Raw genomic sequence first — 15,059 nt, 5'->3', positions numbered from 1 at the left:
GAATGCCGTGCGCTTCGAGAACGCCACCCTGATCGGGTGGACATACGGGCCGCAGAACAGAAAGGCTTGCCTCCGGCTTCTGTAGTGAAGCACACAGCCATAGGCTTGAGGGCCGGCAGATTGTCCATCACAAGGACGCCGCCGGCCCTCAGAATGCCCCTGCCCTGTCCAGCATATGTGAGGATGCGGGGTCATGCAGAACACCGCCGCGCGCCGGCGGAGTGGCTGCAAGCCGAACACTCTGGCTGGAACATAGAGCCCGCGCGGGGCGGCTTCACCACCAGACTTGCAGAAAACACCGAATTTGTGGCGGCACCTGCCTTCTACGGGCGGGAACCTCCTGTGCTGCGCAAAAGGAGCATCCCTTGAGTGACAGACTGAAAGACAAGATTCCCAAGACACCAAGTGCAAACTAACGTTTTCTGGACGGTGCCTCGTTCACAGCAGCCACCGGTCACGCAAGGCTTGGCGTGACCGGTTTCGACGCCAGGATCTATCCGAAGGCGAGAGTGGGGACGTCGACGACTGTCGATCCACCGTCCACGGTCAGCACGGCTCCGGTGATTGCAGACGCTTCCGGAGCACAAAGGAAGGCAATCGCGGCGGCAACTTCCTCCGGGCTGGCCGGGCGGCCAATCGGGACGTTGCTGGTCACATGCGCATAGGCCGCCTCGCGCGAGGGTAGTCCAGACCGGCTCATCAATTCGTCCATCTCCGCATCGGCCATCTCCGTGGTCACCCATCCGGGGCAGACGGCATTGCAGCGGACACCGTCGCGGCCATAGTCGCGGGCGATGGCCCGGACGAGGCCGATCTGGGCGTGCTTCATGACGGTATAGCCAAAGGCGCCTGCCGGTGCGGCGAGACTGGCGATCGACGCGGTAACGCAGATGGCGCCACGCCTTGCCCTGAGCGACGGCAGGGCGGCGCGCAGCACCACCATCGCCGTGTCGAGATTGGCCGCTGTGGCCGCCCGCCACTCAGAGTCATCTGTTTCCAGAATGGTTCCGAAGCCGTGGCCGCCAGCGTTGGCGATAACAATATCGAGGCCTCCGAAGCTTTCGCAAGCGGTAGAAACGGCGCGACCGGCATCTTCCGGATTTGCGGCATCGCCGGTGCAGACAATTCCACCGGCACGTTTCGCAACCGCTTCCAGCGGTTCCTGGCGGCGGCCCATGAGCACCAGTTGTGCCCCCTCGGCGGCGAGGCGTTCTGCGGCAGCGGCACCGATTCCGGTACCCGCACCCGTGATGAGGGCGGTCTTTCCCTCGAAGCGGCCGCTCATGAGAGTTTTCCGGAGGTCACGATGCCCTCGGCAACCCAGGTGTCGAACTGTTCCAGAACCGCGTTGCAGAAGGTGTCGTCGTTGATATGGCAGTCGAGTGCCGTCAGGCTGACCCGGCCGGCCGCGGCAGCCTCGGTGGCAGCCACGAAGGCGCTGAGGCCTTCCGCATCATGGGCGGGCGCCCCCGGCTTGTCCCATTCCTCAATACCTTTCCTTGGCAGGAAGTACTGCGTCGGTCCTTTGGCGGCGGCGAGCCGGTCGACGATCTCACGTGCGATGGCGGTGCGTTCCTCGGCATTGAAAGCGATGTTCTTGATCAGCCGGTTATGCTGATGGAAGGGGCGCTCGGAGAACCGTGCCGGAATCTCCTGCCATCCAGCGAGGTCGAGAATATCCGAGGCGCCGGGAGCGACCATTTGCGGCGTCCCGCTGAGACCCGCTCCGCTCAGGCGGTCAGCGCCGGCACTGACCACCGATCCGTGCAGAACGTTGACGAGTTCCTGAAGCGAGAAATCCATCACGCAGGCAAATGCGCCTTCTGCAGCCAACCGCTCAAAGGCCATACCGCCCATGCCCGTGGTGTGGAACACCGCCACGTCGTAGCCGCGTGCCGTCAGGGCCGGATGCAGGCGCTTCATGTATTTGAGGCAGGACGAGCCGAGAGAGGTCATGCCGATCACCGGTCTGTCGAACCTGGGCGGTTCCACGGAGAGTGCAGCCCCCAGAACCGCGCCGGCAGCCTGGCTCAGCGAGGACCGGCACAGCGGATTAAGGCCGTAGAGACCACCTGCCCAGAGGATGAACTGCACATCGACAGCCATCCGTTCCGCGGCAATGAGGGGCGAGCCGGCGACCGTGGAGACGATGTATTTCGGCACGCCGATCGGAAGCGCCTGGGCGCAATCGAGCGCCAGGTCGGTCCCCATGGAGCCGCCGAGCGCGATCATGCCGTCGACCTTGCCCTCATCGAACAGGCGGCGGGTCATGACAGCAGCACCGGCGCTCATTCTTTCGAAGGCCTCGCCCTCCTCGCCGAGCGCGATCAAGACTTCGATGGTTTCGCCGACAGCTCCCGCGACCTCGTGTTTCGTCACATCCACCGGCTGGGAGGGGTCGCCCAGCACGCTGACGTCCATCGCAACGACGTTGCCGCCCTGGTTCCGGATTCGCTTGATAAGGTAGTCGAGTTCCTCGGCCTTGGTGTCGAACGTTCCGATTACGAGGATCGTCTTGGTCATGGCGGTCTCTCCCTTAGATCGCGGCACTCTGGCGCAGATAGTCCGAACAAAGTTCACACGCGTCAGCTACGAAGCGCGTGTTACGAATTGGTGAGCCCTCCTCCCCCATACGGGGCACAACCCACCCCACATAGGTTACCGCCCGCAGCGCCATGAACAGGCCGAGCCGGCTCATGTCCAGCTGCCTGACAGAGGCGTAGCCCTCGATCAGGTTTGCTTTCAGAGTCATATAGTCCGGCTCCTTGCGGTTCTTCAGCAGCGCGGTCGCGATATCGAAGAGACGAAAACCGTAGCCACCATCGTCGAAATCGATGAACCGGAGACAGTCGCCGTCCAGCAACACGTTCTCGCGGACAGGGTCGGCGTGGATCAGACCATAGTCGAGCGTGGAGGAAAGACGTTTGAGCTCCTCTCCCGCCTTGGACCGGAAAGTCAGCAGCAGGTTGCGCGTCTCCGCATCCAGCGAGGGATTTTCCCAGAACCGGCCCCAGAGCGGATCATCGCCAAGGAGTCCGTCGGCGTCCCAATGGACGCGCAAAAACCCCTTCGGCGGAACGAAGGCGTCGCTGGCATCGTGCAGCCGGGCGAGTTCCCGGCCAAGTGCAAAGAATATCCCGGCGGGATTGTCCAGCTCCAGCGGTTCCCGGCTCCGGCCCAAGGGACGCCCGTCCAGCCATCCGACCAGATCAACCTGATGGCCATCGACCGTCTCCAGGAGAAATCCCGATGCCGACGGCTCGGGGCGTGGCACCGATAGGCCGGCCCGGTCCATGGCATCGAGCCAGACAAGCTCGGAGCGGAGTTCCGTAACGCTGCGCAAGCCAGGCCGTCGGATGCGCAGCGCGAAAGTCCCGCGGTCGCCTTTAACCTTGAAAACCTGGTTCTCGCGTCCGGCGACAAAGTCGCAGGACGCTTCCGACATGCCCCAGAGGACAAGGGCTTTTGCTGCAAGTTCGCTCATGCGCGCGCCGGCATTTCAGCGAGGACGGAGTCCAGCGTATCGATCAGCAGATGCAGGTGCTCTTCCGCAAACGGCATGGGCGGGCGGATCTTAAGCATGTTCTTGTGGCGGCCGAGCTTCGACAGGATGATGCCGCGATGGCGCATGGCGTTAACCACGCGATCGGTGTAGGCGCTGGCAGGTTCCTTGGTGTCCCGGTCAAGGACGAACTCGGCACCGAACACCATGCCGCTCTGCCGCACGTCGCCGATGACCTCATATTTTCCAGCAAGTTCGGTAAGTCTTTCTGCTGCCAGCTTGCCGATGCGGGCTGCGTTGGCCTGGAGGTTCTTTTCCTCAAGTTCCTCAAGCACAGCCATGGCGGCGGCACAAGAAACCGGGTTGCCGCCAAACGTGTTGAAGTAGCGGAAGGAGCTGCGGAAACGGGCCATGATCTCCGGTGTGGTGACGAGACCGGCGACCGGATGTCCGTTGCCCATCGGTTTGCCCAGAGTGACCACGTCAGGGACCACGCCCTGTTTCTGATGCGCCCAAAAATGGCTGCCGCACCGGCCAAAACCTGATTGCACCTCGTCGCAGATCAGCAGCCCGCCTGCGCGGCGAACGGCCTCGGCCGCGGGCCTGAGCCAGCCTTCGGCCTGGGCCGGGAACCCTTCGTTGAGGAAAAGCGGGCAGACAATCAGCGCTGCAAAGCCGATGCCCGAAGCTTCCAGGTCGTCAATGGCCTCCTGAACCCTTGCCGCGAAGTGGCGGCCGTCCGGATCCGCGATCCGGTAGCTGTCCGGCGCTTCGACGTGGCGCAGATATTTTCCAAGGCCGAACCCGACCTCCGGCACATTGGACTTGGACAGGTGGCTGACCAGCGTGGTGTTGCCGTGATAGGTCGCATCGGTTGCGACGATTCCGCGTTTGCCGGTCATCGCTTCGGCCATCCTGAGGGCGATGTCGTTCGCTTCTGAGCCAGTGCAGGTCAGGATCGCCGTACCGAGCGGATCTGCGAACGTCGACGTCAGCCGCTCGACATAATCCAGGATGCCCTCGTGCAGATAGCGGGTATGTGTGTTGAGCACCCCCGCCTGCGCACAAATGGCGCTGACCACGCGGGGATTACAGTGACCGACATGGGGAACGTTGTTGTAGCAGTCGAGATACTTGTTCCCCTCCTCGTCCCAGAGCCATACACCTTCGCCGCGAACGACATGGATCGGGTCGTCGTAGAAGGTCGAGACATTCGGGCCGAGGAGCGCGCGGCGGCGGCTGAGCAGATCAGGCATTCTCGTTCTCTTTCTTGGCGGTCCAGTCTTTCCAGACAGTCCAGGCTTGAACCCCCAATGCGATCACGATGAGGGAAAAGAGGATAAAGGCGATCGGACGGTCGATGAATTCCCAAAAAGAGTGGACACGCGCCGTCGCGGTCCGCAGCTTGTCCTCCATCAGTTTGCCAAGCACGATACCAAGGATGATCGGTGAGGTCGGATAGTCGAGGCGCTTCAGAATGAACCCGAATACGCCGAAGGCAGAAGCGGTTGCGACATCGGCCAGCGAATTGCGCAGCGAATAGATGCCGATGAGGCTGAAGGTGAGGATCATCATCCCGAGGAAACGGTTCGGAATCGCCATCGCACGCATGAGGGTGGTCGTCGCAAAGAAGAGAAAAACGACCACAATGACGTTGAGAAGGAGCAGGCAGATATAGAGTGCCAGAACGAAATCCATCTGCCCTGAGAACAGCTGCGGGCCGGGAATGACGTTGTGCACGTAAAACACGGCCAGCATCATCGCAGTCAGTTCCTCGCCGGGAATGCCGAGGGCAAGAAGCGGGATCATGGCCGCAGCTGGCACCGAATTGTTGGCAGCCTCGGACGCGACAATGCCCTCCGGATTACCCTTGCCGAACAGCTCGGGGGTTTTGGACGTGCGCTGAGCATAGGCGTAGGACATGAACTGTGACATGAATTCGCCGACACCTGGAATCATGCCGCAGATGACGCCAAAGGATGAGCCGACGGTGGCGATGCGGCGGTAGATCCACAGATCCCTCATCTGCTCGAAGAAGCCCACTTTCTCGACCTTGGGAAACGTTGTCTGCTTATCTTTGTCCATGAACAGGATCAGGGCCTGGCTAATGGCGAAAAGCCCAAGCACCACGACGATCAGATTGACACCCGACTGCAGGATCGGAAGATCAAAGGTGTAACGCTGGGTGTAAGCGGTGCCCTCGATCCCTATCGTCTGGATGAAGATGCCCAGAAAGGCAAGAATACCGGCCGCGAGCACCTGGCCACGATGGGTGATGATGACCATCAGGATGCCGAGGAAGGCTGCAAGAAAGATCTCACGCGAGCCGAACATCGGGGCGATGCTCGCCAGCACCGGCGCCAAGAGCATCAAGGCGGCAATCGAAAACAGCGCGCCGAAGAACGAAGCGGAATAGGCCAGGCTGAGCGCACGCCGCGCCTCGCCGCGCTGGGTCATCGGGAAGCCGTCGTAGGTGGTCAGCGCGTTGACGGGAGTGCCCGGTGTGTTGACCAGGATGGCCGGTATGGCGCCGCCGAACATGGACGAGCCATAGATGCCCAGTAGAGCGGTGAGGCCGACGATCGGTTCGAGTGAGAAGGTCACCGGCAGGACGATCGCGATGGCAACCGCTGCACCGACGCCAGGAAGCGCGCCGACGAGAACGCCGCCGATCGAGCCGATGAAGAGAGCGGCCATAACGTCCCAGCGGGCGATCAGTTCGATGCTTGAGAGAAGGAGGTCCATAAGGGATGGCCTTAGAAATAACGGAGGAGAATGTAGCGGAGGGACTCCGGCGCGAACTCGTAGATCGCACCGCCCGGAATCTTCACGTTCATGGCGGTCTTGAAGAACAGAACGACGCAAAGACCGAAAAGGGCGGCCCAGCCGATCATGCGGCCGCGATAACCAAGGCGGAACGCCAGCGCGGAGCAGAAGAGGACGGTTGCGCTCAGATAACCGACGACCGGGATCGCCCACACATAAAGCATGTACCAGCAGATGAACTCGAGGGACCGGACCCAGACGGTCGCCTCGATCCAGCGGCCTGGCGTGCGGGTGACACGAAGCCGGGACATGGCGTGAAGAAAGCCGAAAATGACAACGCCGAGCAGCGACAGTCCCGGCCAGAAGCGCGGCTGCGCCGCCAGCCGTTTTCCTGGCAACCAGGTTGTTTGCCAAAAGATCGCGGCAAGCAGGGCCAGCGCAATCACCATGGTCAGCGTGGCGAAGAGAATTTCACCCGGCCGGCGGCCAACGGGAAACACATGCGGCTCTTCTGTGGTGTTCTCGCTCATCATAACCCCTGGCAAAAACATTCACCGCGTCCCGGCTTCGCCGGAACGTTTCCGGTGGCATCAGAAACAAGCGGCCGCGCCAGAGACGCGGCCTGCGATCAGGTCAGGATTATTCCGCGATCATCTTGTTGATCGCGCCAGACACCTTGATGTCCGAGGCGATGCGCGCCTTCGCATCCTCTGCGTTCATCCAATAGATGATGGCGCCGGTCTGGGCGGCGAGTTCCTTGGCGCGGTCTGAAGACATGGTCTTCTCGGCCACCGCGATGATCTTTTCCCGCACGTCCTGAGGGGTATCCTTGCGGACGAACAGGCCGTTCCAGAGCGAAATGTTCAGGTTGGGCGCAACGGAGGCAAGCGACGGCGCGTCCGGCACAACGGAAATCGGCTTTTCGGTAATCGTGGCCAGGATATTGACCTTGTCGAGGCAAGGCAGAACCTGCTGGATCGTCGTGTTGACGACGTCAAAGTCACCCGAGGCCAGCGAGTTGCAGTCGAGCGCGTCCGAGGACGCTTCAGCCCCCCATGCGAAGCCCATTTCCTTGGCGGCTGCGAAGGTGGCTTGTGTGGGAAGCAGGAATGCGCCGAAATGGCCGAGCACCTGCGGGTTTTCGGCAGAGTAGTCCGCGAGTTCCTGCATGGTGCTGTATGGCTTGTCCTTGCTGGCAGCAATGACGAATGGATAGGTCAGAAAGATGCCGAGCGGCTCGAACGGATCCGGCGACAGGGCCGGCACGCCCACTTCGGGTCCGACGACAGGGATATCTACAACGAAAGAGCCGATTGTGTAGCCATCGGCAGGCGCGGTGGCGACGGAGGCGGCTCCCGGAAAGGGTCCGCCATCGGAGGGACGGTTCACCACCGCCGCTGCGACGCCATACTCCGCCTGAAAGTCTTCGGCAATCATGCGGGTGAGGACATCCTCAAGATCTCCAGGAGGAAAGGGAACAACGAAGCTGACGGGCTTATCTGGATATTCGGCAAGGGCCGGCGTGATGAGGGCGGAGAGAAGTGCCGCGCCCAGCACTGACTTGAGAATAGACATTGACATCCCCTTGGTGGTGATTTATTCACAACGCTGGTGATATTAAGACAAAAATACTTAGCATGTCAACGCTTCCGGCCCATGCCGCTTTGGCGTGGCCGCAGAAAGGGAAGTCAAAAGTGTCCTCTACAGTCGCAAAGGCACTCACACTGCTTGAGTTTTTCTCCGAGGAGGAGCCCGAACTCGGACTGTCGGAACTCGCCCGCCGCTCCGGCATGGATAAGGCGGCAGTCCACCGGATGATGGGAGCAATGGCGGAGTCGGGCCTCGTCGAGCAGCAGGCAGACTCCCGCCTCTACCGTCTGGGCGCGGGCGTGCTGAGGCTTGCGCGGGTGCGCGAAACCGCCTTTCCCATCAGCTCCATCGTCCAGCCCATTCTTGAGGAGCTGTCGGCGGCGACCGGTGAGACGGCTCATGCTTCGCTGATTTCGGGCCGCGCGCTGGCGAACATAGCCACCTGCGAAAGCCGTAAAGGAAACCGGGTTTCGCTTGTGGCAGGTGAAATTCTGCCCTTTCACTGCACCGCCTCTGGTCTCGCGACCCTCGCCTATTGCAGCGAGAAGCTGCTCAAGAGCGTGCTCTCGCGGCCACTTCAGGCAAAGACCCCCTTCACCATAACCGACAGCGCGGCAATCCTCGCCCGTCTCGAAGAGGTTCGCAAATGCGGCGTCTCCGAATCCGACCAGACCAATGAGGAAGACGTGCACGGCATAGCCGCCCCAATTTTCGACCGGGCCGGTCTGGCATGCGGAGCCGTGTCGGTTTCAACGCCCTCTCACCGCATGACGGAAGATCAAAGACGGTTGAGCATAACTGCGGTCATTCGCGCAGCCGGTCTCATCACGGCCGGTCTTGGCGGCCAGAATCCGCGCCACTACACCGACGCTGCCGCGCGCTTGCTGGCAACCATCACCTGACCTTCTCCTATCGCCTTTCTCACCAATCCGAACGCGCTGCCGCCCGGGTGCGGCGTTTTCGCGATTGACAGGCAGCGTGCGGATTGGCACGATATATGAAATGATGGTGAGAATAATAAACCAATGATTGACCGAGAAAAGCTGACCGCATTGCGGGACGCACCTGTTGCTCCGGCGGCTCACGTCATCGACGGCGCACGTTGCCAGGCTTCCGGCGGCGGCACGATGGATGTCGTCTCCCCGCTTGACGGCTCGGTGCTGACCACGATGCCGCGCGGGACCGCAGACGATGCAGCCGCAGCCATATCCGCGGCCCGGAAAGCCTTCGACGACGGACGCTGGTCGGGCCTGTCTCCGGCTGCGCGCAAGGCGGTTCTGCTCAAGTGGGCTGATCTCGTCGATGCGCACGCGCTGGAGCTCGCCGTGCTCGGTGTCCGCAACAACGGCACCGAGATCTCGATGGCCTTCAAGGCGGAACCGGTATCCGCGGCAGCAACGATCCGCTACTTCGCCGAGGCTGCCGACAAACTCTACGGCGAAATCGCACCGGCCGCTCCGGGCACGTTGGGGCTGGTCCATCGCGAACCTGCGGGTGTCGTTGGCGCGATCGTACCCTGGAACTTTCCCCTGATGATCGGCGCCTGGAAGCTCGGCCCGGCGCTTGCCGCGGGATGCACGGTTGTCCTGAAGCCGGCGGAGACCGCGTCCCTGACGTTGCTCCGGATCGCGGAGCTGGCCTTGGATGCTGGATTGCCGCGCGGTGTGCTCAATGTCGTGACGGGCGAAGGCGCGACTGTGGGGGCTGCGATCGCCGAGAGCATGGATGTGGACGTTCTGGTCTTCACCGGTTCCGGCCCCACCGGCCGGCGGCTTCTTGAGGCGTCGGCGCGGTCGAACTTCAAGCGTGTCTATCTCGAACTGGGCGGCAAGTCGCCGAACATCGTCTTTGCCGACGCCCCGGACCTGGATGAGGCCGCCAAGGTCTCGGCCCATGGGATCTTCCGCAATTCGGGTCAGGTTTGCGTTGCCGGGTCCCGGCTGCTGGTCGAGCGCACCATCCATGACGCCTTCGTCGCGAAGCTCAAGTCGGTGGCGGAGGCAATGGTTGTAGGCGATCCGCTCGATCCGGCGACGTCGGCAGGGGCGATCAATTCGGAGCGCCAGCTTGCCCAGAATCTGCGCTTCGTGGCAGAGGCCCGCGCGAAGGGCCGGACGATTGTCACGGGCGGGCACCGGGTGCGGGAAGACAGCGGCGGCTTTTACATGGCGCCGACCATCGTCGCCGGGGTTTCGCCGGAGGACGCCTTGGCTCAGGAAGAGGTTTTCGGACCTGTTCTTGCCGTCATTCCGTTCGACACGGAGGAGGAAGCCGTGGCGATCGCCAATGGAACCCAGTTCGGCCTTGCGGCCGCTGTCTGGACGGCAAACCTGTCGCGCGCCCACCGGATGATCCGTGCCGTCAAGGCCGGCGTGGTTCACGTCAACACCTATGGCGGAGCGGATATCACCGTGCCGCTCGGCGGCGTCAAGCAGTCGGGCAACGGCCATGACAAGTCGCTTCACGCCTTCGACAAGTTTTTCGACCTCAAGACCGCCTGGATAAAGCTGTGACCCGCGCGCTCGTTCTCGACTTCGGCGGTGTCATTTCCAAGACGCTGTTCGAGACACATGACCTGACGGAGACCGCACTGGGCCTGGCGCCCGGAACACTGACCTGGCGCGGCCCTTTCGATCCGGCAATGGACTCTGCGTGGCGTGCGATGCAGGCCGGCGGGATGACGGAGCGCGACTACTGGTTCCTGCGCATGGAGGAGACGGGCGCGCTTGTGGGCGAAACCTGGACCACTTTCCCCGAGTTCATCGCCCGCGTGCGCGGCGCGGACCCGGCGTCGGTGATCCGGCCAGAGGCGCTGGAGGCAATTGCAAGCGCGAAAGCGGAAGGATACCGTCTGGCGATCCTGTCGAACGAGCTCGATCTCTTCTATGGTGCAGACTTCCGCGCGAAGCTGCCGTTCCTCGCCGATTTCGAGCTGATCGTCGACGCGACCTATACCCGCATCCTGAAGCCCGATCCCCGGGCTTTCGGCTTCATCACCGAAGGACTCGGCATCAAGTCTGCGGACTGCGTTTTCGTTGACGACCAGAAGAAGAACCTGAAGGGAGCGGAAGCGGTCGGCATGCCTTTCGTCCACTTCGACGTGACCCGGCCGGGCGACAGCTACGCCCAGGCGCTTTCACTGCTACGCACCTGAGGGACCCCGATGAAGGACGACAATTTTCTCAAGGAAAACAACGCCCGCCACATGTGGCATCCGATGGCGCATCCGGCAGACAGTCTGGCAAACCCGCCCGACATCATCGTTGAGGGCGAGGGTGTCGAGATCGTCGATGTGGACGGACACCGCACGGTTGATGCCGTTGGCGGTCTCTGGAACGTCAATCTCGGCTATTCCTGCCAGCCGGTGAAGGACGCCATTGCGGCGCAGCTGAACAAGCTGCCCTATTATTCGACCTTCCGCGGCACCTCCAACGACGCGGTGATCGAGCTCAGTGCCATGCTGCGCGATTTCTTCGCGCCGGACGGGCTTTCCCGTGCATTCTTCACCTCCGGCGGGTCCGACAGCGTCGAGATCGCCCTGCGGCTGGCGCGGCAGTACCACAAGATCAGAGGCGAAGCGGGCCGGGTGAAGTTCCTCAGCCTCAAGAAGGGCTATCACGGGACCCATACGCTCGGGGCGTCGGTCAACGGAAACGCCAATTTCCGGACCCAATATGAACCGCTGATGCCGGGCTGCTATCACATTCCAGCGCCCTACACCTACCGCAATCCGTTCAACGAAACTGATCCCGCCCGGCTCGCCCAATTTTGTCTGGCGGCCCTTGAAGACGAGATCCGGTTCCAGGGCGCCGAAACCATTGCCGCTTTCATCATGGAGCCGGTGCTAGGCGCGGGCGGGGTCATTCCGCCCCATGAAAGCTTCATGCCGGGCGTACGCTCCCTCTGCGACAAATACGGCATCCTTCTCATCGCCGATGAGGTTATCACGGCCTTCGGCCGGACGGGATCGTGGTCCGGTTCCCGCCATTGGGGCGTCAAGCCTGAGTTCATGTGCACGGCCAAGGCGATTACCAATGGCTATTTTCCGTTCGGCGCCGTGATGGTCGCCGACGGCGTGGCGGAGGTCTTCGAAAACGACAAGAGCGGCAAGGGCGCCATCGGCTCCGGCTACACCTATTCCGGTCACCCGGTGGGGGCCGCAGCGGCAATCGCCTGTCTGAAGGAAACGGAACGGCTGCAGGTCAAGAACAATGCCGCTGCCCGCGGCGCTGAGCTCTACGAGGGGCTGTTGAAGCTCGCAGACAAGCACGAAGCCATCGGTGACGTCCGTGGCGGCCACGGCCTTATGTGCGCGCTCGAACTCGTGTCCGACCGCACCAGCAAGACGCCGGTCAACAAGCAGGTGATCGGCAAGGTGCATCGCGTCACCTATGAAAACGGTGTGATGGTGCGTGTTTCGGGTAACAACATCATCATGTCACCGCCGCTCGTGCTGTCACAGCAAAACGTCCAGACCATCCTGTCTGCCCTGGACGCTGGTTTCGAAGCGATCGCATGAGACACCTGAACCGCGGCAGATTTTCCGGAGGCTGTTTGGTTTAGGTCATACGGCCATGGCTGGTGTGTCGAGCATAGGCACATATCGCTCTGCGGCTCCAGCCGGAAGGATGTTTCCGATGGGCTTCAGAAGACCGTGATGGTTGAACCAGCCGGCCTATTCCGGCGTGGCGGACTCCACGGCTTTGAAGTTCCGCCACGACCCCACCGATGGATGACCCCGGCCTGAGAAAGCCCATTGATCTTTCGGGGAAAGCCTTGCCGCAACTGCTGCCAGCGCTTACGGCTCACGGCCCGCTAAACCGGATTGCCCCGGGTCCAATAGGCAATGGCGTATTGGCTGCCTTTGCCGAGGCCGTAGGTCTTGCGGAACAGGGCGCGCAGGCGCTGCGCGGTTTGCTGTTCACCGGCAAACCAGGCGAAAACGGGGGATGTCTGATCAAAGGCTGAGCGGATGGCAGGTTCGATTTCCGCATCGAAAGTCTCCGGTGCGAGACCATGGATGCTCAGGCCAAGCGCAGACAGCTCCAGCCCCTCCAGATAGGAGCGCGCGTCTTCGCCCGTCCCAAGACCGAGGAACACATGCCCCCCGCCGCTGACCGCTGCCCCGCTGCGGGCTGCATCCTCCGCCAAAGCCTCGATCATCCGGACGGCGGCCGGGGCGGCCGTGCTGTCAGCTGCAATCAGGAGAGGCCCGGCAAGCGGCGGGTGCTGGAAGCCGGCAGGCCCAAGAAGGCCTATCACCGCACCGGGCGTACAGGTTTCCGCCCAGTCCGACACCACGCCGCCTTTGTGCCGCACGATATCGATGTCGATCTCGCCTGCCTCCGGCCTTACGGCCCGGATGGTGTAATAGCGCAGGCTGAGCGCGTCCTCGCCGCCGGGCAGGTTCAGTCCGCCGTTGAGGGCAAGTGTGGGCCAGACCGGCTTGCGCCCCTCCGGCGGCAGTGCAAGCTTCACATGGATGCCGTCACGGCCCAACCGGTCCATGCCGTCCACCCGGAAGGTTAGGCGCAGAAAGAGCGGGCTCAGCGCCCGTTTGCGCAGGACAGTCAGCTCGTGAAAATAGGGCGGCGGGACTTCGCTGGTCCGCTCAAGGTCATCCGACCAGCGCAGGCCAGCTGCTTTGCCCGGCAGCAGCTCTTCCAGATGCTCGACGAGCCATTGCTTGATCCGGTGCAGAGGCACCACGCCCCCCGCCTCAATGGAAACGAGCAGCCCCTCCCCGTCCCGGACCTTGAGGCGGACGAAGTTGCCGTCGAGATTGAGGAGCGCTTCTGCCGGAGACAGACGCGTGACATCCATGCTGTGGCGGTTCATCTCCGCGACGAGCATCTCCAGCATCGGCGTGGGGCCACTGCCGGGAAGCAGGACAGAGGCCGAGCATTGCAAGGCAGCCGTCATGAGCGGGCTTCTTCAAACTTCCGCACGGCCTGTTTACGCGACGGCAGCTTACGGTAGAGCAACAGGGCGGTCAGCAGGACCGCAAGTGCAGACAGGCTGGTCGAGACGACAAACAGCGTGCCATATCCCAGCCGGTCGGCAAGAACGCCGGAGACGCTGGTTCCGATCAGATAGACCACGAGCTGGGCGCAGGCGAGAAGGGTGAAGTCCGTGCCCGGCTGTTCCCTGGACGACACGGACATGAACAGCGAATAGAGAACCACGATCTCCATATAGCGGATGAAGGTCTGGAACCCGGCAGCGCCCATCACTGTGTAGATGCTGTCCGAAAGGCCGATGGCGTGGGTGGTGAACATCAGGAAACAGAGGGTCCTGAGCACGCCGAGCGTGATCAGCGCGGCGGTCGTCCCCTGCCAGCGGATCAGCCCGACAGCGGCGACAGATCCGATGAGGCCTGCGGTGGCTGCCGAACCGCCCGACAGATAGCCAATCCAGGACAGGGGCAGTTTCGCGTCGACCAGATAAGGCCCTTCCATGGCCTTCACCAGGCCTTCGCTGGCGCGGAACACAAGCGCCACGATCAGGATCTGAACCGCCTCCGGACGCCGGAAAAACGCCTTGATGGAGGGACGTGGCCGCTGGACCTGGCCGCTTGCGGACTGATCTTCCGCCTCGTCCTCCTCCATGAGCAGGGTCACGGCCAGCGGCACCAAGGTCAGCACAGCCACCAGCAGCAGAGTCGGCTGCCAGCCCCAGGTCTCGAACAGGAACAGCGACAGGCTGCCTCCAATCACCACGCCGAAGGCAACCGCGCCGCCCTGGCAGGCATTGCCGACGCTCCGGTCCGCAGCTTCCAGCTTGCGGGTGGCATAGCCATCGGTGGCGATGTCCTGGGTGGACATGCTCACGGAGATGATCATACAGATGATGAACAGAGCGGTCACATTGACCGGCTCGATGAAAGCCATGGCCAGGATGGCAGCCGAACTAACCAGCTGCATCGGCACGATCCAGCCGCGCCGGTGGCCGATTGGCAGCAGGCGGATCCGGTCCACCAGCGGCGCCCAGGCAAATTTCACCACCAGCGGAAGCATCAGGAGAGAGAAGATGCCAATGTCCGTGCGCGAAACGCCCTGCTCCCGCAGGACGGGCGGCAGGGCTGCTGCAATCAGATAGGTCGGGATACCCTGGGCAAGGTAAAGGCCGGCAAGCGTCACATAAAGACGGATCCGGCTTTTGTCCCGACGGCTGTTCTCGGCGCCTGTCATGGCACTGGTCT

13 protein-coding genes are annotated in these 15,059 nt (G+C 62.5%); 4 read left to right on the top strand and 9 right to left on the bottom strand.

The window, feature by feature from the left end:
* Positions 1–493: 493 nt before the first annotated feature.
* The 7 genes from IG616_RS17240 to IG616_RS17210 all read right to left on the bottom strand — a co-directional run bounded on the left by IG616_RS17240 (position 494) and on the right by IG616_RS17210 (position 7,843).
* Positions 494–1,285 (bottom strand): SDR family NAD(P)-dependent oxidoreductase, encoded by a 792-nt coding sequence (locus tag IG616_RS17240; protein ID WP_192149419.1) that lies wholly within the window; start codon positions 1,283–1,285, stop codon positions 494–496.
* The gene (locus tag IG616_RS17235; protein ID WP_192149418.1) at positions 1,282–2,523 is read right to left on the bottom strand and encodes a Tm-1-like ATP-binding domain-containing protein; all 1,242 of its coding nucleotides are present in this window, start codon (positions 2,521–2,523) and stop codon (positions 1,282–1,284) included. The genes IG616_RS17240 and IG616_RS17235 overlap by 4 nt, the downstream gene beginning before the upstream one ends.
* A gap of 13 nt (positions 2,524–2,536) precedes the next feature.
* The gene (locus IG616_RS17230) at positions 2,537–3,484 is read right to left on the bottom strand and encodes a phosphotransferase (protein ID WP_209007695.1); all 948 of its coding nucleotides are present in this window, start codon (positions 3,482–3,484) and stop codon (positions 2,537–2,539) included.
* On the bottom strand, positions 3,481–4,758 hold the full coding sequence (locus IG616_RS17225) for an aspartate aminotransferase family protein (protein WP_192149417.1): 1,278 nt from the start codon (positions 4,756–4,758) through the stop codon (positions 3,481–3,483). The genes IG616_RS17230 and IG616_RS17225 overlap by 4 nt, the downstream gene beginning before the upstream one ends.
* The gene (locus IG616_RS17220) at positions 4,751–6,247 is read right to left on the bottom strand and encodes a tripartite tricarboxylate transporter permease (protein ID WP_192149416.1); all 1,497 of its coding nucleotides are present in this window, start codon (positions 6,245–6,247) and stop codon (positions 4,751–4,753) included. Before IG616_RS17220 ends, IG616_RS17225 begins: the two co-directional genes overlap by 8 nt.
* Before the next feature lie 11 nt (positions 6,248–6,258).
* Positions 6,259–6,798 (bottom strand): tripartite tricarboxylate transporter TctB family protein, encoded by a 540-nt coding sequence (locus IG616_RS17215; RefSeq protein WP_192149415.1) that lies wholly within the window; start codon positions 6,796–6,798, stop codon positions 6,259–6,261.
* 109 nt (positions 6,799–6,907) lie between these two features.
* Entirely contained in the window at positions 6,908–7,843 is a 936-nt protein-coding gene (locus IG616_RS17210) for a tripartite tricarboxylate transporter substrate binding protein (protein WP_192149414.1), read from the bottom strand.
* Between the two features lie 119 nt (positions 7,844–7,962).
* Here IG616_RS17210 and IG616_RS17205 point away from each other — a divergent pair, with 119 nt between their 5' ends.
* From IG616_RS17205 to IG616_RS17190, 4 genes are all read left to right on the top strand, one after another.
* Positions 7,963–8,760: an IclR family transcriptional regulator domain-containing protein gene (locus IG616_RS17205; protein ID WP_192149413.1), complete on the top strand. Its 798-nt coding sequence runs from the start codon at positions 7,963–7,965 to the stop codon at positions 8,758–8,760.
* Between the two features lie 123 nt (positions 8,761–8,883).
* Entirely contained in the window at positions 8,884–10,371 is a 1,488-nt protein-coding gene (locus tag IG616_RS17200) for an aldehyde dehydrogenase family protein (RefSeq protein WP_192149412.1), read from the top strand.
* Positions 10,368–11,012: an HAD-IA family hydrolase gene (locus IG616_RS17195; protein WP_192149411.1), complete on the top strand. Its 645-nt coding sequence runs from the start codon at positions 10,368–10,370 to the stop codon at positions 11,010–11,012. The genes IG616_RS17200 and IG616_RS17195 overlap by 4 nt, the downstream gene beginning before the upstream one ends.
* Before the next feature lie 9 nt (positions 11,013–11,021).
* Positions 11,022–12,377 (top strand): aspartate aminotransferase family protein, encoded by a 1,356-nt coding sequence (locus IG616_RS17190; RefSeq protein ID WP_192149410.1) that lies wholly within the window; start codon positions 11,022–11,024, stop codon positions 12,375–12,377.
* A 296-nt stretch (positions 12,378–12,673) separates the two neighbouring features.
* Here IG616_RS17190 and IG616_RS17185 read toward each other — a convergent pair whose 3' ends face one another.
* Together IG616_RS17185 and IG616_RS17180 are read right to left on the bottom strand one after the other, a co-directional pair.
* Positions 12,674–13,780 carry a siderophore-interacting protein gene (locus IG616_RS17185; protein WP_192149409.1) on the bottom strand — a complete coding sequence of 369 codons (1,107 nt, stop codon included), beginning with the start codon at positions 13,778–13,780 and terminating at the stop codon, positions 12,674–12,676.
* Entirely contained in the window at positions 13,777–15,048 is a 1,272-nt protein-coding gene (locus IG616_RS17180) for an MFS transporter (protein WP_192149408.1), read from the bottom strand. The genes IG616_RS17185 and IG616_RS17180 overlap by 4 nt, the downstream gene beginning before the upstream one ends.
* Positions 15,049–15,059 lie beyond the last annotated feature (11 nt).

It is taken from the genome of Roseibium litorale, assembly GCF_014842915.1.
Taxonomy (GTDB): domain Bacteria; phylum Pseudomonadota; class Alphaproteobacteria; order Rhizobiales; family Stappiaceae; genus Roseibium; species Roseibium litorale.
Note: the sequence above shows the minus strand (reverse complement) of the source record. Positions and strands in the feature narration are given on the sequence as shown.

Coding starts and splice junctions, on each gene's coding strand:
- IG616_RS17240 (WP_192149419.1), bottom strand. CDS start 1,285: ATGAGCGGCCGCTTCGAGGGAAAGACCGCCCTCATCACGGGTGCGGGT.
- IG616_RS17235 (WP_192149418.1), bottom strand. CDS start 2,523: ATGACCAAGACGATCCTCGTAATCGGAACGTTCGACACCAAGGCCGAG.
- IG616_RS17230 (WP_209007695.1), bottom strand. CDS start 3,484: ATGAGCGAACTTGCAGCAAAAGCCCTTGTCCTCTGGGGCATGTCGGAA.
- IG616_RS17225 (WP_192149417.1), bottom strand. CDS start 4,758: ATGCCTGATCTGCTCAGCCGCCGCCGCGCGCTCCTCGGCCCGAATGTC.
- IG616_RS17220 (WP_192149416.1), bottom strand. CDS start 6,247: ATGGACCTCCTTCTCTCAAGCATCGAACTGATCGCCCGCTGGGACGTT.
- IG616_RS17215 (WP_192149415.1), bottom strand. CDS start 6,798: ATGAGCGAGAACACCACAGAAGAGCCGCATGTGTTTCCCGTTGGCCGC.
- IG616_RS17210 (WP_192149414.1), bottom strand. CDS start 7,843: ATGTCTATTCTCAAGTCAGTGCTGGGCGCGGCACTTCTCTCCGCCCTC.
- IG616_RS17200 (WP_192149412.1), top strand. CDS start 8,884: ATGATTGACCGAGAAAAGCTGACCGCATTGCGGGACGCACCTGTTGCT.
- IG616_RS17190 (WP_192149410.1), top strand. CDS start 11,022: ATGAAGGACGACAATTTTCTCAAGGAAAACAACGCCCGCCACATGTGG.
- IG616_RS17185 (WP_192149409.1), bottom strand. CDS start 13,780: ATGACGGCTGCCTTGCAATGCTCGGCCTCTGTCCTGCTTCCCGGCAGT.
- IG616_RS17180 (WP_192149408.1), bottom strand. CDS start 15,048: ATGACAGGCGCCGAGAACAGCCGTCGGGACAAAAGCCGGATCCGTCTT.